General features: G+C 44.8%; 16 protein-coding genes. 7 read left to right on the top strand and 9 right to left on the bottom strand.

The window, feature by feature from the left end; translation table 11 throughout:
* The first annotated feature begins 102 nt into the window (after window positions 1-102).
* From apbC to dcd, 3 genes are all read left to right on the top strand, one after another.
* Window positions 103-1,176, top strand: coding sequence for an iron-sulfur cluster carrier protein ApbC (gene apbC, locus TOLA_RS07790; protein ID WP_015878613.1), 1,074 nt, complete (start codon window positions 103-105; stop codon window positions 1,174-1,176).
* 72 nt (window positions 1,177-1,248) lie between these two features.
* Window positions 1,249-1,893: a uridine kinase gene (gene udk, locus TOLA_RS07785; protein WP_015878612.1), complete on the top strand. Its 645-nt coding sequence runs from the start codon at window positions 1,249-1,251 to the stop codon at window positions 1,891-1,893.
* Window positions 1,894-1,913: 20 nt separating this feature from the next.
* Window positions 1,914-2,495 (top strand): dCTP deaminase, encoded by a 582-nt coding sequence (gene dcd / locus TOLA_RS07780; protein ID WP_015878611.1) that lies wholly within the window; start codon window positions 1,914-1,916, stop codon window positions 2,493-2,495.
* 36 nt (window positions 2,496-2,531) lie between these two features.
* On the opposite strand, the gene TOLA_RS07775 is transcribed toward dcd, so the two are convergent.
* The 4 genes from TOLA_RS07775 to TOLA_RS07760 form a co-directional block, all read right to left on the bottom strand.
* Window positions 2,532-3,272: a DeoR/GlpR family DNA-binding transcription regulator gene (locus tag TOLA_RS07775; protein WP_015878610.1), complete on the bottom strand. Its 741-nt coding sequence runs from the start codon at window positions 3,270-3,272 to the stop codon at window positions 2,532-2,534.
* 208 nt (window positions 3,273-3,480) lie between these two features.
* Entirely contained in the window at window positions 3,481-4,101 is a 621-nt protein-coding gene (locus TOLA_RS07770; protein ID WP_015878609.1) for an HD domain-containing protein, read from the bottom strand.
* Between the two features lie 45 nt (window positions 4,102-4,146).
* The gene (locus tag TOLA_RS07765) at window positions 4,147-4,752 is read right to left on the bottom strand and encodes an NAD(P)H-dependent oxidoreductase (protein WP_015878608.1); all 606 of its coding nucleotides are present in this window, start codon (window positions 4,750-4,752) and stop codon (window positions 4,147-4,149) included.
* A 281-nt stretch (window positions 4,753-5,033) separates the two neighbouring features.
* Complete coding sequence (locus tag TOLA_RS07760; protein WP_015878607.1) at window positions 5,034-6,230, bottom strand: amino acid aminotransferase; 1,197 nt, start codon at window positions 6,228-6,230, stop codon at window positions 5,034-5,036.
* Between the two features lie 180 nt (window positions 6,231-6,410).
* On the opposite strand from TOLA_RS07760, the gene TOLA_RS07755 reads away from it, so the two are divergent.
* Window positions 6,411-7,709 (top strand): tyrosine-type recombinase/integrase, encoded by a 1,299-nt coding sequence (locus TOLA_RS07755; RefSeq protein WP_015878606.1) that lies wholly within the window; start codon window positions 6,411-6,413, stop codon window positions 7,707-7,709.
* Here TOLA_RS07755 and TOLA_RS07750 read toward each other — a convergent pair.
* The 3 genes from TOLA_RS07750 to TOLA_RS07740 all read right to left on the bottom strand — a co-directional run bounded on the left by TOLA_RS07750 (window position 7,684) and on the right by TOLA_RS07740 (window position 12,422).
* A complete protein-coding gene (locus TOLA_RS07750) occupies window positions 7,684-10,620 on the bottom strand; it encodes an HD domain-containing phosphohydrolase (RefSeq protein ID WP_015878605.1) in 2,937 nt (978 codons plus the stop codon). The two genes, TOLA_RS07755 and TOLA_RS07750, sit on opposite strands and share 26 nt — an antisense overlap.
* Before the next feature lie 120 nt (window positions 10,621-10,740).
* On the bottom strand, window positions 10,741-10,938 hold the full coding sequence (locus tag TOLA_RS07745) for a hypothetical protein (protein WP_041609494.1): 198 nt from the start codon (window positions 10,936-10,938) through the stop codon (window positions 10,741-10,743).
* Window positions 10,939-11,492: 554 nt separating this feature from the next.
* Window positions 11,493-12,422 (bottom strand): hypothetical protein, encoded by a 930-nt coding sequence (locus tag TOLA_RS07740; RefSeq protein ID WP_041609493.1) that lies wholly within the window; start codon window positions 12,420-12,422, stop codon window positions 11,493-11,495.
* A 197-nt stretch (window positions 12,423-12,619) separates the two neighbouring features.
* Between TOLA_RS07740 and TOLA_RS07735 the strand changes: the two genes are divergently transcribed.
* Window positions 12,620-12,988 carry a hypothetical protein gene (locus tag TOLA_RS07735; protein ID WP_148210432.1) on the top strand — a complete coding sequence of 123 codons (369 nt, stop codon included), beginning with the start codon at window positions 12,620-12,622 and terminating at the stop codon, window positions 12,986-12,988.
* Window positions 12,989-13,167: 179 nt separating this feature from the next.
* On the opposite strand, the gene TOLA_RS07730 is transcribed toward TOLA_RS07735, so the two are convergent.
* Together TOLA_RS07730 and TOLA_RS07725 are read right to left on the bottom strand one after the other, a co-directional pair.
* Entirely contained in the window at window positions 13,168-14,151 is a 984-nt protein-coding gene (locus TOLA_RS07730; protein WP_015878602.1) for an aldo/keto reductase, read from the bottom strand.
* A 201-nt stretch (window positions 14,152-14,352) separates the two neighbouring features.
* A complete protein-coding gene (locus TOLA_RS07725) occupies window positions 14,353-15,384 on the bottom strand; it encodes an AraC family transcriptional regulator (protein WP_245534240.1) in 1,032 nt (343 codons plus the stop codon).
* A gap of 404 nt (window positions 15,385-15,788) precedes the next feature.
* Here TOLA_RS07725 and TOLA_RS07720 point away from each other — a divergent pair, with 404 nt between their 5' ends.
* Entirely contained in the window at window positions 15,789-18,233 is a 2,445-nt protein-coding gene (locus TOLA_RS07720; protein WP_015878600.1) for a beta-glucosidase family protein, read from the top strand.
* Between the two features lie 177 nt (window positions 18,234-18,410).
* Window positions 18,411-19,535: a lytic murein transglycosylase B gene (gene mltB, locus TOLA_RS07715; protein WP_015878599.1), complete on the top strand. Its 1,125-nt coding sequence runs from the start codon at window positions 18,411-18,413 to the stop codon at window positions 19,533-19,535.
* Window positions 19,536-19,550: the final 15 nt, after the last annotated feature.

Here is a 19,550-nt window from a genome sequence, read left to right as displayed (position 1 = left end):
GAAATAATGGCAATGTTACCTGAATTAAGCGCTGACTGCCTAGGCTCAATGCCTTTTATCTCATGCATTAATAGATGATTTTCTCCATTCAAGGGGGTCTTTGTGATTGAAACTGTACGCCAGTTGTTAAGTGAGTTTAAACCTGCATCATGGGATAAAGATTTACTGTCTGCCGGTTTTGTAAAAAAAACAGAACTTATTGATCGCAAACTGTATATACACATTCAGTTGCCATTTGCCGGTTTGTCATGGGAAAACGAGATCAAAGAATTGCTGGATGAGCGGATTCGTCAGGTCGCCGATATCAGCCGGGTGTGGTGGCAGTTCGATGTTCAGGTTGAAACAATTGCCCGTAAAAACAGTGTTCCGGCTATTCCGGGTGTAAGAAATATTATTGCGGTTAGTTCTGGTAAAGGCGGAGTCGGGAAATCAACGACGGCGGTGAATCTGGCATTGGCCTTACATCAGGAAGGGGCAAAAGTCGGATTACTGGATGCGGATATTTATGGCCCATCTATTCCTGTGCTGCTTGGCAAGGCTGGGGCGCACCCTGAGATTATTGATGAAAAACATATGCGTCCGGTAAAGGCACATTCGATAGTTTGTAATAGTATCGGCTTTCTGGTGCCAGAGACCGAGGCTGCGGTTTGGCGTGGCCCGATGGCCAGCAAAGCATTATCACAGATTTTGTATGACACCCGCTGGGGAGAACTTGATTACCTGGTAGTCGATTTACCGCCCGGAACCGGTGATATTCAGCTGACAATCGCACAACAAGTGCCGACGACGGCCGCTATTGTGATCACTACACCGCAGGATCTGGCGTTAATTGATGCCCGGAAGGGGATATCCATGTTTGAAAAAGTGAATATTCCGGTATTGGGCGTCATTGAAAATATGAGTTATCACATCTGCAGTAAATGCGGCCATAAAGAGAAAATTTTTGGTGAAGGTGGCGGCATCAAAGTGGCTGAACAGTACGGTATTGAATTGCTTGGTCAGATACCGTTGCATATTCAGATCCGGGAAAAATCGGATGACGGGACACCAATTGTTGCGGCAGAGCCGACGGGTAAACTGGCAGGCACTTATAAGCGGATTGCGAGAAAAATAGCTTCTTCGCTTTATTTTTCAGGAAAAACGGAACCAAGCACCATTTTTACCGTGAATAGCTAAGTAATGACATGTTATTTCAGGCGGTGATTTATATATAATGCGCCGCTTGAAATAGCAAAAAGAGATCTGTCCATGTCTGATACAAATCCTGACTGCGTGATAATAGGTATTGCCGGTGCATCCGCGTCAGGTAAAAGTCTGATCGCCAGAACAATATACAATGAACTAACCGCTGAGCTGGGTGAAGATCAGATCGGCGTGATCACAGAAGATTGCTATTACAAAGATCAAAGCCATTTACCCATGGCTGAACGTATTAAAACGAACTATGACCATCCGGCAGCGTTTGATCATGCACTGCTGGCAGAACATCTGAAGCAGTTAATGGCAGGGAAGGCGGTTGATATTCCGACCTATTCTTATTCCGAGCATACGCGGACTGACCAGACCATTCGCTTCACACCAAAGCGGATCATTATTCTGGAAGGTATTCTGCTGCTGAATGATTCGGCCCTGCGTAAATTACTGAATGTCAGTATTTTTATGGATACGCCGCTGGATATCTGTCTGGTTCGTCGTCTGGCCCGGGATGTTCAGGAACGTGGCAGAACCATGGACTCTGTGCTGGAGCAGTACCAGAAAACGGTACGACCAATGTTTTTACAATTTATTGAGCCATCGAAACAATATGCCGATATTATTATCCCGCGCGGTGGCCGTAACCGTATCGCGATTGAAATGCTGAAATCGCGTATCCGTCATTTATTACTGAGCTGATTATTTATTCTGGAGAAAACATGCGTCTTTGTGATCGCGACATAGAGCAGCACCTTGAAGAAGGTAAAATCGTGATTGAGCCGCGTCCTGACAGTTCACGTATCAGTGGTGTCAGTGTTGATGTGTTGCTTGGTAATGAATTCCGTGTTTTTCAGGCTCATACCGCACCTTATATTGATCTGAGTGGCCCTAAAGAAGAAGTTTCTGCCGCTATTGATCGGGTGATGAGCGATGAAATCTATATTAAAGATAGCGAAGTATTCATTCTTCATCCGGGTGAGCTTGCGCTGGCTGTGACTCACGAGTCAGTGACGTTGCCAGACAATATTGTTGGCTGGCTGGACGGTCGTTCATCACTGGCCCGTCTGGGATTAATGGTGCATGTGACTGCACACCGTATTGATCCGGGCTGGTCTGGCAGAATCGTGCTGGAGTTTTATAACGGCGGTCGTTTACCGCTGGCTCTGCGTCCGGGAATGGTGATCGGTGCACTGAACTTTGAAACAATGTCAGGTTCTGCGGCACGGCCATACAACAAGCGGACGAATGCGAAATATAAAAGTCAGCAAGGCGCTGTCGCCAGTCGGATTGATCAGGATTAAAATTAAAGCCCCGGAAGGGGCTTTTTCATTTTGATCTCAGATGATATGAACCTGCACCCCTTGCCGGGTGAGCCATTGCAAAGATTCATCAGGCGCATTTTTATCTGTAACGACATGCTTGATGAGTGAAGTCGGGCCAATTGGTGCGGTATGAATTCGTCCGAACTTGCTGGAATCGGTCAGTACAAAGACATCCTGATGTTTGTTCAGAATGGCGTTAGCAATATCAGCACGCATCATATTCCGGTTGGTGAATCCGGTTTGAATATCAAAACCATCCACACCGATAAATGCTTTGCTGAAATGTACATGTTCAATGCATAAACGGGTTAATGGTCCCACCAGACTTTCGCTGCTGGGTTGATACTGTCCGCCCAGAAGTATTATTTCGGCCTTGCTGGTACGTAACTGGTGTGCAATATAAGAGCTGGAAGTGATGATGGTGATGTCTGAACGATCTGCCAGCAACTTTGCCAGCATGACATTAACGCTGCCACCTTCGATAAGCACACAATCATCACGATTGATGAGCGAGTAGGCGTAACTGGCAATGTCTTGTTTCACTTTACTGTTGGCCCACAAGCGATGTTCCGGATCTTCACTATCAAGTACGGTGGCCGCACCGTGTACCCGCTTCAGAAAACCCTGATTTTCCAGTTGCGTCAAATCCTGCCGGACTGTCACTTCTGAAACACCGAGTTGCATGGATAAATCAGCAACACTGATCCGTCCCGTGCTGTTTACCAGTTCTAAAATAACCGAATGTCTTGGATGCATAAAATGCTTCTCGTCACTAAAGGTGCTCATGATACGAATGACAGTATATTTATGTAATTGATTATGCTGACGTTCACCACCTGTATCTGGAGTTTTTAACTTCATCGACACAAGCGTATATAACCATTTATTAATTTTTTAAAGGTAGATGTTGGTCAAATAAATCCCCCATCTCCTGTGATCTGCTTTGCAGAAGCTTATAATATTTTTAATATGAAACACCAAAAGTTTCATCTGAAAGTGAGGATAAAAACTGCTGCAGCGTTGTTATTCGCTTTTCAGCCTGTGTTTTTGCGGCAGGTAGCAGCAGAAAGTCGGGTAGTTGCAGTGCCGATTCGAGCACTTTTACTGCCAGGCCATGAGTGGCGTAACGGGTGTCGCGTCCGACTTTGCAAAGTGTCCTCATGATACCCACTGAGCCCAATTGCTCGAGTATATCGGCATCATGCAGGAGAACTGCTTCAGGTGAAACCGGACGGCAAGGGGCTGCATGTTGCTCAATGGCATAAATTACAGCCGGGATTTTTTCAGCCGGAAAATTCCAGCCAGTGAGTAAAGCCGGGATCACCTGACAGGCATAAGCGACATTATCCCATTTGGCCAGCAATTCAGGACTGGCAGGTCTGTGACCTTCAAACACACCAAGATCATGTAACCAGACAGCGGCATGCAAAATGTCATCGTCAAAAGCGAGATTTTCTGATTGCGCCAGCGCTTGTGTCAGAGCATAGAGACGGGGTTGATGACTGTATTTATCGACCGGAAGGGCATGTTGACGAATATAGGTTTCGATTGCAGAGCGGAAAGACAGAGCTGAGATTGTGGTCATAAAAAAATGCTGAGGAAAGAATGACTTCCCTCAGCATAACATTAATTAATGTGCAGCAATAAATGCCTGAATTGCTTTTGTTGCTTCAGCCAGACCACGTTCCTGCGCTTCAGGACCCATGTTCAGTGTTTCAGCATAAGCAACAGAGATATCATTCAGACCTACCAGACTCAGTACTGCCTGAATATGAGCCAGGGCCAGATCAGTTGCTGTATTGCGGTGCGCACCGCCAGTAGTGGTCACAACCAGCACTTTCTTACCAACAAGCAGACCCTGCGGGCCGTTTTCAGTGTAAGAGAACGTCACACCGGCACGACAAATCAGGTCGATCCAGGTTTTCAGCTGAACCGGAATACCGAAGTTATACATTGGTACAGCAATCGCGACGTAATCAGCTGTTTTTACTTCTTCAATCAGGTTAAGTGACAGTTCAGCGGCAGCTTTCTGGCGCTCATTCAATTCACCATTACCGCCTAATGCAGCAATGATTTCACCATCCAGCACTGGTAATGGCTCTGCTGCCAGATCACGAATAACGATATTGTCGGTTGGGTGTTTTTGTTTCCACTCAACAGCAAAATTGTCCAGCAGCTTAGCTGATTGTGAGTAAGACCCCAGAATGCTTGATTGAATCACTAAAACGTTGCTCATTATTTATTCCTCAGTAGTGGCCTAGCGCCTTAATAAACACTTTACAGTCTATTTATGAGAATAAAATAGCAAAAAATAGCTCTTATCTTTCGATTTTTTAGAAAGGTTTTAGAGGTTGGCAGATGAAAGTGAAAATCAGGGCAGGGTGGATCTCAGATGTTATCCACAATTTCGGTGGATAAAATTGGAATAAGATTGTGACAACTTTATTTGTTTGACATCGAGGAGTGCCGGAACCCGCATTCTGAAGCGGCATTCCGGCAATTTATTACATATACCGATTAGTCTTGTAACACTGCTGCCATGGAATTGGCCACATATTCAACATTGCGGGTATTCAGACCAGCCACGCACATACGACCGGTTCTGACCAGATAAACCGCAAATTCTTCACGCAGACGATCAACTTGTTCCGGTGTCAAACCGGTGTAACTGAACATGCCACGTTGTGTGATCATGTAGCTAAAGTCTTTGCCTGGTACTTTCGCGGTCAGGGTTTCATAGAGTTTCTGGCGCATTGCTTTGATACGTTCACGCATCTCCGAAACTTCCTGCTCCCATGCAGCACGCAGTTCAGGTTGAGTCAGCACTGAAGCTACAACTTGTGCACCATGACTTGGCGGACTGGAGTAGATTTTGCGAACGGTCAATTTCAGTTGGCCCAGCACGCGATCAGCTTCTTCAGCATTCGGGCAAACTACCGATAAACCGCCGCAGCGTTCGCTGTAAAGAGACAGGTTTTTAGAGAAGGAGTTACTGACAAAGAAACTGATCTTAGCGTCAGTCAGCATGCGTACTGCAAAAGTATCTTCGACAATGCTGTCACCAAAACCCTGATAGGCAATATCCAGGAATGGGATCAGCTCGCGTTCTGTGATAACCGGCAGCAGCTCTTCCCATTGTGCGCGGGAAAGATCAACACCGGTCGGGTTATGACAGCAAGGATGCATCAGAATGATGCTTTTCAGCGGTAACTGGCGGAAGGTTTCCAGCATGTCAGCAAAACGAACACCACCGGTAGTTTCATCATAGTAAGGATAAGTATGCGTATTGATACCGGCACCCTGGAAAATAGCATGATGGTTATCCCAGGTTGGATCGCTTACCCAGACTTCACTTTGCGGGAAGTAGCGATGCAGGAAATCAGCACCGACTTTCAGGGCTCCAGAGCCACCCAGTGTCTGGATCGTGGTAATGCGGCCCGCTTTTAATGCGTCATGATCCACGCCCCACAATAATTCCTGTACCGCTGTGCGGTAATCAGTTGCGCCTTCCATTGGAAGGTAGGGACGAGGAGTGATTTTTTGTGCGATTTCTGTTTCAGCCTTTTGTACTGAACCTAAAACCGGAATATTGCCGGCTTCATCGTAATAAATGCCAATACCGAGATTAACTTTATGGGAGCGGGGATCTTTTTTGAAAGTATCTACCAGCGAGAGGATAGGGTCGCCTGGGTAGATGTCTACGTGTTGAAACATGCTGGGGGAACTCCGGCTGTATTATTGAAATAATCGAGTGAAAACCATATAGCTTAAAGGACATCATAACATTTTATTTCTGGCGGCGGATCCGGATGTTAACGCAGATAACGCAATTTACCGGTATTGCATCAGCTCATTGATATATAATGAAAATATAAGAAATAATCAGAGTCTGTCATGCAAAATCTACCGCCGGTTATCCCATTGTTTGATGCCTTTCAATATTTGGATGAAGGCAACCCAAACATTAATCAGCATTTAGCCGCCATCACGATTAACCAGGTAAATGATGCTGCGCTGGTCTATGAACATGCGGTCGACTGGCTGTCGGAACAACGTTTCAACGAGAATAATTACAAAACTTACCGCAGCGAATTAACCACATTTCTGCATTGGTGTTTTGATGTTGAAGGCATTTCAGTCGCTGAAATTAATCGCCGTATGATGAACCGGTATGTTGATTACTGTCTTGATCCGCCGGCTGAATTAATCGCATATCGTAACGTTGCTCAATTTGTCACGATTAAAGAATGGGGAGAACGGGCGCCTAATCCTTTATGGCGACCATTCCTGGGGAAAAAAGATAACGGACAGGTGTTGCCATATCGTCTGAGTGATAAAGCATTAAAGACAAAAATGGCAATATTATCATCATTTTATGGTTATCTGATTAATGAGGAATATACCGAGCGCAATCCGGCCATGATGTGGATGAAACACAGCCGTTTCGCGTCACAACCGATGAAATCGCGTAGTCTGGATGATGATGAAAACATCAAAGCCTTCAGTGAACTACAGTGGTCTTACATTATGTCTGCCGCAGAGAACATGGCAGCTGAACAGCCGGATCTGCATGAGCGGACGCTGTTTCTGGTGAGTTTGATGTACAGCTGTTATCTGCGCATTTCAGAAGTCGCGGCCAGACCTGGTTTTTCTCCTGTGATGGGCCAATTCCGGCGTGATAGTCACAGTGGTGTCTGGGGATTTTTTATTCCGGTCAGTAAAGGTGGAAAACGCCGGACCGTTGCGGTTTCCAATCAATTATTGAGTGCACTGAAACGTTACCGGGAATATCTGGGGTTAGCTGCGTTACCGGCACCGAACGAAAATACGCCATTATTCATGCGTCACAAAGCGGCTGGGCGTGGTCGTGATGTGGGCTTACGGAATGCTAATTTAGGGATCCGGCAGCTCCGCGATGAGATCAATCATCTGATCCAGACCGCCGCAGATTCGGCGCTGGATGATGGATTTGAGCAAGACGCGCAGGAAATGCGGCAAATGACGCCGCACAGTATTCGTCATACGGGGATTACACATGACATTAATCTGAATGGCCGGCCACTGTCGCATGTGCAGGCGGATGCCGGACATGACAGTATCGATACGACATCACAATATCTGCATACCACTAAAACGGAACGACATGAAACCGCAGCAGGTAAACTGATCAACCGGCTGGGCGATCTGCGGTAATACCCGCCAGCAGTTCCTCCTGATCAACAGGAGTACGTTGCTCCGGTAGCAGAAAATGTTCGGCATAAACACGCCAGATCCCGCTTTGTACAAACAGAACAAACAGCTCGCGATCGATGTGATTATTTTGCACCATCCGTTGCATAATCCGAAGTGCTTCACTTGTTGTTTTGCCCGGTTTATAAGGTCGATCACTGGCTGTCAGGGCTTCAAAAATATCGGCGATGGCGATCATTCTGGCGGGGATGCTCAGCTCATCGCGCACAAGGCGTTTCGGATAACCGCTACCATCCATTTTTTCATGATGACCGCCGGCAATCTCAGGTACATTTTTCAGATGCTGCGGGAATGGCAGCTTACTGAGCATTATGATGGTCTGGATAATATGCTGGTTTATCTTGTAACGTTCTTCATCGGTCAGTGTGCCGTGAGTCACTGACAGGTTATACAACTCGCCGCGGTTATAGAGATATTCCGGAACCTGCACCCTGAATCCCCAAGGGTTGTCACTGGAGAGTTGTTCTGATACTGGCCGGGGGATGAGATGTTCCGGGCGATCAGAAAGCAATGGCTCCATGCAGGGGAGCGTTTGCTCCTGAACCTGCATTTTGCGCTGCAACTCTTCATACGACACACCTAAACGATCATCCAGCGTCCGCATCCATTTACGGTTTGCTATCTGGCGAAGACGTTCAAGTCGATCTGTGGCCATAACTTCGCTACCCAGATTACACTCAGCAACAAACGTAAATTCTTCATCCAGTTCTTTCCAGAGGGATTGCAGAGAATCAGAGATGGTTTGCCGTTGTGCCTCAGACAACTGTTCATTCAGTGCTGCAATATGGGCATCGCGTTTCAGCACTTCAAAACGCATCCGGATTTCATGGATCCTGTCGTAAAGCATTTCCAGTTTTGTGGCTTTATCCACGACATATTCAGGTGTTGTGACTTTACCGCAGTCGTGCAACCAACTGGCTATATGTAGTTCCTCCCATTGTTCGTCATCAAGATTAAAATCAGTAAACGGACCTTCGTGTTGTTCACAGGCTGCCTGTGCAAGCATGCGTGTTAATTCAGGTACGCGCTGGCAGTGTCCGCCCGTATAAGCACTTTTCGCGTCGATTGCGCCGGCAACCAGTTCAATGAACGACTCCAGTAAATGTTTCTGCTCTTCGATTAATCGCTGGGTTTCAATAGCGACTGCTGACGTTCCGGCAAGCGCGCTAATCAGGTTGATCCTCGCATTAATATCACGTGCTTCGCGGTTGCGAAGTAACACAACGACGAGAATGCCGATAACTTCCTTTCGGCGACTCAGTAATGGTTCGGCGACTAACAGGTAACGTTCATCAAAGGGAGCCAGAGGCATAAAATCACGCCGCCAGGAGGCTTCGTCCAGCAGATGAGCGACCTGACGACCATTGATGGCTGGTCGTAACGAATGTTCCTGTTCCCCGGACAACGAGAACCCGGAAAGCCCGGATATTTCATTTTGTTGCCACAGAGCCCGAACCGGTTCCATGCGTTTGTCTTTATCTTGCCGCAGATAAATCACGCCACCGCTGGCTGCGACCACCTTGAGCGTCTCCTGCAGAATACGGGTCAAAAGAGGGTCAAATTTGTGTTCAGCTACTAACGCTTTGTCGATCGAAATAAAGTTATGGATGGTCAGCCGCATACTGGTCATTGCATCCGCTAATTCATTGATTTCCAGAATGCGTGACAGGGGTTTAATTTCCTCTTCAAAATCGAAATTCCGGATAGCTTCAATACTTTGTTTCAACGCCGATAACGGACGTGCGGTGTGTTTTGCGACATACCAGACGCAAGGCAACATAATCAGCAGCATAAATAGGGTTACGTAAGTACTTTCCAGAGCGTTGTTTCTGGCTGGTGCATAAAGTGAGTCGGTGGGAAGTAGCAAACTCAGATAGTAGGTATGTTCACTACCGGATGGCATGGCGGTCAGATAACCGATCCAGCGGGCATCATCGGTCAGTTGCAGGTCTAATTCTTGTTGCGTTCCAATTGCTGGTTTCTGCTTCGGCATTTCCTCATACAGTTTTTTCAGGATAGGAACGTTAAGCAAATCAAGCCGGGGCAGGGTATGACTATCTTTCACATTGCCAGTGAGCTCCCGGGCTGCCGCAATTAATTGCCCTTCATCATCAAACATAACCAGTTCACTACCTTGCGGGCGCGGCATATTGGCCAGCAGTTGTGACAAATTCTGCATACTGAGATCTGCACCGATTACTGCATTACCTGAATCTGCCTTGATCGCCAGCGTACTTCCCGGTTCCTGCGTGGTATAGAAAATATAGGGGCGGGCCATGACAACCCCGGAATGCTGCTGTGCATCCTGATACCAGATCCGACTCCGTGGATCAAAGACATAGTCAGGCATCGCGCGGGATTCCAGCAGCCGTAATTGCGCATCATAAAAAAGGAAGATGCCTTCAGATTTGCCCTGAGAACTATCAATGCTTTGCACCAGAAAATGGGCATTTTCAGGTGCTTTTTTCTGGAGTGCCTGTTGCGCCTGAATAGTGAGTTTTCGGATCAGGAAAAAATCACCATTGTTGTAGCCAATATAAACAGCAGATACAGCTTCGTTACTGCGTAATAGTTCAGTGAGTTGCGGCAATTCCGAAAGGCGCTGCTCTAATGTTTGCGCTGTTACGGCACGAGAGCGACTGTATAACAGTAGGGAAGTGCTTACCGGACGGATGGTCAGCTGCAGTGATTGTTCAACTTCTGCGCTTTGGTGAGCAAAATTCTGTCTTTCATGCGCAAAGTTGCCGGAGAGGGTCTGCCGGTATCCCTGAAAGACCAGAGAGAAGCCTAATACCAGGAATAGCAAGAGAAATAGGGTCGCGATATGAACATAGAGAGGTATTCTGGTCCGCATAGATATGATCGCCCTGGATATCCTTACCTGAGTATAGCTATAAATTACATATAATAATCACGATGCCGATAACGCAATTTATCGGCATTAGATCAATGAGTTAAGTCGAATCTCATATTATTATTCTTCAGGGCACAGCTTATAAACCTGTTGTTTATCTTCTGCTGAATTAGTTTGTGAATAGCGGAGAATTGCCAAGTTGCAGTTTCTTTCCTTATTTTCCTGCGCACTGAGCTGTGATGCTTCACCAATGCGAGCAACGGGCTGCGGCTTCTGTGTCACATTCGGGCTGATTTGGCGCACGATGTTTTGCTGCAAATGCTGTTGCTGAATCCGTGAATTTGTTCATGCATTATCAGTGTGTGACATGGTAACCTCAGTAATCATTGTGACCCGAAGGATGAAATCTGTGGAAAAACATTGTATTACAAGGTATAATTGATTTCGCATAATGTATATTATGTTAAATTAACTATCTAAGTTAAAAGATGCATGCCTAGCCTTTTGTGCCTTCCTTATAAATTCGCCACAAAACTGTGTTCTTTCGATAAAACTCTGTTTTCATCCGGGTTGTCTCACTTAGCGTCCTTATGTGCCGCGTTCCTACGTGAAAAGTTTCAGAATTTGGCTATGGTTCTTCCCACTTTTTTACGTAGCGTGATCTGGTTTTGAGCCTATTGTATGTTACCTAATGTCTTTATCTTCTTTGATATTGTGTCTTTCAGGAAATGTATTGCTTTGCCAGCTTGCCAAATAGATTCATCATCACGGCGCTGTGTAATAAACAGCCTGTGTCAAAGTTGTTCTCGTGCCTGCTATTCAGTATAGTATTCCAGTTCATGATTAAATTTAACATAATGTTGATGATGACATTATTGCTCTATTTTCTGATAATCCCCTTGCATATATGCTTCGGCCAGCTTGCTAAACAGATACAAAGTTACTGCTCCATGAAGAATACATCCTGCATCGACGTCTCTTGTTTCGTAAGGTCTGACGAGATATTCCAGTTCCATTGATTGGAAGAATGAAAGCATATTGAACATGATGTTAAAACGACGTTGTAATTTGCTGTTTTGATTAATTTTGAAGTTATCTAGTTCGTTGTCAATTTTTACAATTTCTAATTCACTCAACCAACCGTCAATCTTTGATTTATGGATTGTGTAAACACAGAAAGCCTCAGTCGTTTTATTGACAATCTGTTTATAGAACAATTCACGATCTTTTCTGCTGATTCTGCTCAGAACAGCATATTTTCTTGCGCCACTTTTGGTATGTAAAATATCGAAGGTTTTGAAGTCGTTTTTGGGTGTTTTACCAGACAAAAGCGGCTGAATATCGCCCTCATAAACTATATTTAATAGCGAAACGACTAACCGAACTTCTTTATGCGGTTCAGGTGCAGTAATAGCATCTTCAACTTGTAAAAAACAATCCGAATACAGATCGTAAAAATGATGACGTAATGGCCGACCTTCGGCGTATTCCGATTTTGATTCTACTGAATTTAGGGTTTTTCCTATGTCGGTTAAGCAATATCCGCTGCCCAATATCTGGCTTATCTGCTCAATAACCGGTTTGCTCTCATGCCAGATTTTCTTAATCGCATTTTTCTGTTCAGCCAGATGTGTTTGTAACGCCACTTGGGTATTCAGTTGTTCAGAGCGGCGAAAACTAACAATACTGAAAACCAGTGCAGCAACTGCAACGAGAAGACTTACAGCAGCAATCGGGTCAATTTGCATTTTTACCTCATAAAAGTTGCTGTTTTCATTATGAATCGAAGCTGGTTGCGACATCCCTTCCCCATACTTCTGACAGGTATACACATTTGTTTATCAGAATGACAAATGCAGAGCCGTTTGTGAATGATTTTGCGCAGATTTGTGTTATTTGGTTAACGAGCCACAGTGGCCTGCGGCAGGGTTTAGTACTTTAGATGCAGCTTTTTCACGTAGCGTGATCCGTATGATGGTTCATGAACTAAGATTACTGGATGAGTACTGTAGCCTGTCAAATTTTAGGATGGCAGGATTCATTTGTTGCATTTTTTGTAGCAAGGATCTGTATGTATATTAATCATTGTACCGCAGCCATTATTCACTGGATGAGGCAAGAAAAACAAATTAGTGTCGATGACTTGGTTTGTGATGCGCTCTTCGATGAATTTTCCCAAAGCGAAATATTAAAAAGTTTGAGTTGGTTATTGGAGCAAAAATTAATCCAATGTACTGAAGCTCCGACTGACGAAGTTCCGTATCTATTAGTCCTTGGCGGAGTTGAGTATTCAGAGAAAAACTGGTCGCTAACTGAACGTGCTTACATGGTTTCTTTGGATGCAGATCTGATGGTCATTGATCAATGATTTGAGTTCCGTAACCGGAGTATTTATTACATTTATTGGCGCGTTAAAATGATAAAATCTACATATATACGCGCATAAAAGTGTATATAAATGCTTTTTATAGCGCATTTAAGTGTGATGGCATCTTCCGGAAAATTTTTACATTGAGCCAACCATCTGGTTGGCTCTTTATTTACTAACTAGTTATGGCCAACAATATTATGCGGAACGTAAGGCGCTTCCATATAGTCAATTTCTTCTGCGGTTAATTTCAGCGACAGTGAACCAATTGCCGTTTCCAGATGAGAAATTTTAGTGGCTCCGATGATTGGTGCGACCACCGGTTGTTTTTGCAGCAGCCATGCCAGAGCGATATGAGTACGTGGAACATCTCTTTTTTCCGCAATTTCAGCTAGCCGTTCAATCACTGTTCTGTCAGCATCTACCGTTGCATCATATTTACTCATTGCGATTTTATCTGACTCTGAACGTTTCGTTGCTTCTGCCGTCCAGTCACGAGTTAATCGCCCTGAAGCCAGCGGGCTATAAGGTGTAATTGCGATTTGCTGATCTCTGCACAGCGGGATCATTTCACGTTCTTCTTCACGATAAATAAGATTCAGATGATTTTGCATCGACACAAAACGCGTCCAGCCATTTTTTTCGGCGATATTTTGTGCTTTATGGAATTGCCATGCATACATAGCGGAAGCGCCAATATAACGTACTTTGCCTGATTTCACGACATCATGCAGTGCCGCCATGGTTTCTTCGATTGGCGTATTGTAATCCCACCGGTGAATGATATAGAGATCGACATAATCCATCTCAAGGCGTTTCAGGCTTTTATCCAGCTCACTCATGATGGCTTTACGGGATAGCCCCTTGCCATTCGGGCCTTGATGCATCTGGCCATGAATTTTAGTCGCAACAACGACTTCATCCCGGTTTGCATAATCTCTGATGGCGCGGCCCAGTATTTCTTCGCTTGCACCCAGCGAGTAGACATTTGCGGTATCAAAAAAATTGATGCCCAATTCCAGCGCTTTTTTGATGATGATCCGGCTGTCCTCTTCCTGAAGAACCCAACTGTGCACCCACTTATTGGGATCGCCAAAGCCCATACATCCCAGACAAATACGTGATACATCTAATCCTGTATTACCGAGCTTAACGTATTCCATTTTTGTCACCTTATCGTTGTGTTGTTGTCTCTTTTAAGTGTGTGCTGATCAGTTCAGCACTATTGTCGGACTGACAGACGCAGAAATAAAGGCGTCAGAGACACTAAGACTTATGCATAGGATGCATAAATCCTGCGGGAAGTAGCGGGAAACCGGGTGGCAAATAAGCGAAATCAAAATTATCTTTGGCTTGGCTGATTGTTAACATTTGTATCTATTTCTGTATGCCAATGGAGAGACATTTAAGTTCAATTTAAAGAATCGTGAGAATACGGATTGTGAAGAAAAACAAATCAATTCACTTATCTCTTGTATGCTTGTCGTTGTTTCAGTGAGTAGCTTACAAGCCATATTTACTCTGACGCTTTTTAAGAGTTCGGTAAAAGTGGTTCTTTCATATTTTAACTTTTCATTTAGTGTCCACCGACTCATTCTTAAATTTGAGCATACATCATTCATAATGCTGCTTTCAGACTCTGATCTTATTATTTTTATTGAGTTCTCAATTAAATTCATGACCAAACTTGATAGTGATTTTGTATGCTCCAACTCGATCTTTTTACTATTTAAATTTGTTTTTTGTATTGAATGAAGTTTTTCATTAAAGGATTCTGCTTTTGCATCCAGTAAATCATTATCGATCAACATATAATTCATGTTGCTGTCAAATACACATTTACTTTCAAAAAAAGTATTTAACAGCCCTTTTTTCTCATGTCTTTCTCCGGAAAACCCTATCTTGATGTTATTGATTGGTACGTATGTCTTTATTAAACTATACAACATCATAAAATTACCAATTGCAGATTGATTCCCGATCTGGCCAGGGCCGCTGTTGATATATTCAATCCTGGTTTTTTCTTCCCCCCGGGTCAAAATAACAGAATCACAATTTCCAATTACTATTCTGTTATCAATAAATCCATTAACTGCATCAGTTGCTGATGTCTGATTAAGGCAAAAGCCCAATAGGTCGGGATACGTGTTATAGCTTAAATTTACAGTGCCAAATGAGATGCAGTGCTCCAGCATATCCTCAGTCAAAAATTGGTTATGCTTTTCAGCTTCAATCAAAAATCTATAGTGTTGATCTTCTGAAAGCCTTCCCCCGTTGCTTTCAAGCTCATAACTACTTATTCCGCATTTTTCAGGTATTTTCTTTGTGTCAACATCATGTAATTCCAGCAGTTTTAGTATCCCTCTGGCTATATTATTTGAAACATTTTTCTCCATAGCGATCACTGATGCTCCCGATTTATCTCTTCGCCGAAATAAAATGACAGTTTCACAAAAATTAAGATAAACAGTAAATATGTAACGCATTGATAAATTTATTAAAAATCATTAAAGATAAATATTTCATTTTTTAACATTTAAAAGTGACTGCCATCACAAAATATGAAAACATTGTTATTCTATTTGTAACAAATGGTAAAGAGTAGATCGCTATAGTGTTTTTTGCAATCCCACCAAAATGCAAAGATGTTCAGCTAAAAATCAATTAGATTAAATTCGGAATTTTAAATTTCTCATTCCATAAAAATAAAGATCTGGTAATCATTAATGGTTAAAAGATCGGATGATTTATGTCTTCATTATTTTAAATTCGAATAATCCTACTTTTAAAGGAATAAATGATGATAGCTTACCAACAGAAGTTAAAGTTAAGTGTTGTCGCAGTCGCCGTGTCAATTGGATTAGCCGGAACTCTCGCCGGCTGTAATGATGATGATAATAACACGTCGCAAGTCCAAGATGAGGATGCGCAATACCGGGCGAAAGCAGAGGCCATGCTCAAAGATCTCAGCTTGAGCGAGAAACTCGATATTCTACAGGGTCCGGGAATGGATTTGACAACCTATGCTGGAATACCGCCTATTAACTTGGAAGAAGGAAAAGATGTACCCGGTATTGCTGGTTATATTAACGGCGTCAAAAACGAGGTGCTCGATATCCCGGCAGCTAAATTGTCCGATGGTCCTGCAGGTTTGCGTTTCAGTCCAACCAGAGAGGGTAACAGCGGTACTTTTTATGCCACAGCGTGGCCAATCGGTTCATTACTGGCATCGAGCTGGGATACTGACTTGGTGAAGAAAGTTGGTGAGGCATTTGGTGATGAAGTCAAAGAATACGGAGTTGATTTTTTACTGGCTCCAGGGATGAATATTCAACGCAACCCTCTGCTTGGCCGTAACTTTGAGTATTATTCAGAAGATCCGGTGGTATCGGGTAAAATTGCAGCGGCAATGGTGAACGGCGTTGAATCTAACGGTGTGGGTACCACTATCAAGCATTTTTTTGCTAATAATGCTGAAACCAACCGATTCTTTAACGATTCCATTGCCGAACCAAGAACCCTGCGGGAAATTTACCTGAGAGGTTTCCAGATCGCCGTTGAGGACGCGCAGCCTTGGGCAATCATGAGCTCTTATAACTTGGTAAATGGTACCTATGCCAATCACCGCAAAGATGTGATGACTAATATCCTGAAAGATGAATGGCATTTCAAGGGTTTAGTGATGTCTGACTGGTTTGCCGGCAACGTAACCGGACTTACTTCCAATTTCACGGGTAACGTTGGCCGCGATCCGGAGTCGGCAGCAAAAATGATCACGGCTGGTAACAACCTGATAGAGCCCGGCAATCTTAAAGAGGACTTGCAGGCATCTTATGACAATGGAACACTGACAGAAGAAGATATTGATAAGAGTGTTGTTGCCATTTTAACCCAGGTGCAGAAAACCCCTTCTTACAACCATTATAACTATTCCGAAAATCCTGATCTGAATGCGCATGCTGCCTTGTCACGCCTGGCAGCAAGTGAAAGTATGGTGCTGCTGAAAAATACGACATCAGCATTACCGATTGCGGCAGGCAAAAAAGTTGCTACATTTGGAACAACTCAAATCAATACCTTTAAAGGCGGAACGGGTAGCGGTGATGTTAATGCGGCCTATGTTAAAAACATTGCTAGCGGACTGGCTGAACAATTTGAGGTCAATGATGGTTTAGTAACGTTCTTTAGTGATTATTGGGATACTAACAAAGTACCTAATCCTGCTTTATTCGCATCTGGTTATGTCATTGAAGAACCTTCGGTTGCAGCAACTCCGGCATTGCAAAATTTGATTGCTAGCGCAGCTGAGAGTGATGATGCTGCCATTATCACGATAGGCCGCCAGGCTGGTGAGGGTGGTGATCGCAACAGTGGTGAAGGTGACTACCTCCTGAGCGCCGAAGAGCTGGAAATGATCAATGCGGTTTCAGCTGCGTTCCATGCCAAAGACAAAAAGGTCACTGTGGTACTCAACGTCAATGGTGTGATTGATACAACCGCTTGGTCTGATAAGGTAGACTCCATTCTTCTGGCCTATATGGGCGGACAGGAAACTGGTAGTGCAGTAGCCGATGTATTATCCGGAGCCGTCAACCCGAGTGGTAAGCTGGCGCAAACCATGCCGGCTTCCTATAGCGATGTGCCGTCATCAGCGACCTTCCCCGGTACTGATATAGATGGCGATGGCTTGGCAGATAAGTCTTATTACAACGAAGGGATTTATGTCGGTTACCGCTATTACACCTCATTTAATAAGCAGGTTTCCTATCCATTTGGTCATGGTTTGTCATATACCACGTTTGCTTATGGCAATACAGCTGTAACGTCCAATACACTTGCTACAGATGGCAAGCTAACAATAACGACAACTATCACCAATACAGGTGATGTAGCCGGTAAAGAGGCCGCTCAGGTTTACGTGAATGCGCCTGAAGTGAAACTGAAAAAACCGACTATTGAGCTGAAGGCATTTGATAAGACAGATCTATTAGCGGCCGGTGAGTCTGAAACGCTGACATTCAGTATCTCTGCTCAGACGCTATCTAGTTTCGATTCTGCTAATAATCAATGGATTATTGAACCTGGTACGTACAATGTTTACGTAGCGCCGTCATCGGAAGTATCTAATACTCAACCGGTCACATTTACTGTCAGTAAAGAGATTGTGGTCAGCAAGACAACGCCGAGTGCATTGACATTGCCAGAGGGTACAACTGAAGCCTCGTTTGTTACTGTAAGCGAATAAGGAGTAGATGGCGGATCCAAACTGGATCCGCCATGGAAATGTCGATGAATTCTTTTTTAATGTTCCATTGCCCCTCTTTCAGCTGTAAAGTCTGCATCTCCCCGTCTTGAGGCATCGGCCGAACCGGCAAGGACGGGACGCCTTGCTCAGTTTTCACACCGGAGATACGGAATTCCAATGCGCACTACTCTACCTTTACTGGCCCTGTGTTCCCTGCTGTCGGCCTGCAGCAGCAATAATACTGACGACAACCGACAGTCTACCCCGGCAAACAATGAAACTGTGATGATCACGCAGCAGCAATACAGCCAGCCGTCGGGCGGAACCGGGATCACCAGCGGTGACTTCAGAAACAACGAAAACGCACGTCGCTTTATTGACTACATGGTGACCAAACACAACTATGACCGTGGTCAGTTGGAATACTGGATCAGTAACGCGAAACGTCTGGATTCTGTGATCCGTCTGATGGATCGCCAGGCTCCAAGTGTTAGCACAAAACCATCTGGCCCTACCGGTGCCTGGCTGCGTTATCGCAAGCAGTTTATCACTCCGGGTAATATTCAGAACGGCGCCGCTTTCTGGCAGCAACATGCCGCGGTGCTGGATCGTGCATACCAGCAATATGGTGTACCACCGGAAATCATTGTGGGGATCATTGGCGTAGAAACCCGCTGGGGACGTGTAACCGGCAAAACCCGTTTGCTGGATGCGCTGGCCACTTTGTCATTCAACTACCCGCGTCGTTCTGCATATTTCACAAAAGAACTGGAAACGTTTCTGCTGATGGCGCGTGATGAACACATTGATGCTCATGAACTACGCGGTTCCTTCGCGGGCGCCATGGGTTATAGCCAGTTCATGCCGTCCTCTTATAAAAGCTATGCCGTCGATTTCAACCAGGATGGCCATACCAACTTGTGGGATCCGGAAGATGCAATAGGCAGTGTCGCCCACTACTTCCGGGCTCATGGCTGGACACCGGGCGATGCTATCGCTATCCGGGGAAATGGTCAGGCTACTGGCTTCAAATATGGTTTTGAAAACCGCTATCCGGTACAGACACTGATGACTGCAGGTTTACAGCCAACTCAGAGTCTTGGTAATCATACCGAAGCAAGTGTATTGCGTCTGGATGTCGGTACCGGCTATGAATACTGGTACGGTTTGACGAACTTCTACACCATCACCCGCTACAATAAGAGCGTACACTACTCTATGGCTGTCTGGCAGCTTGGTGAAGCGGTGAAGCAGGCAGTTCAGGATACCGGGATGCCGTCCGAACTGGCGAATAGTTACTGATTGTTGTTCAGAGGA

The organism is Tolumonas auensis DSM 9187, assembly GCF_000023065.1.
Taxonomy (GTDB): Bacteria; Pseudomonadota; Gammaproteobacteria; order Enterobacterales; family Aeromonadaceae; genus Tolumonas; species Tolumonas auensis.
This window is presented reverse-complemented; position numbering and strand designations above follow the sequence as displayed.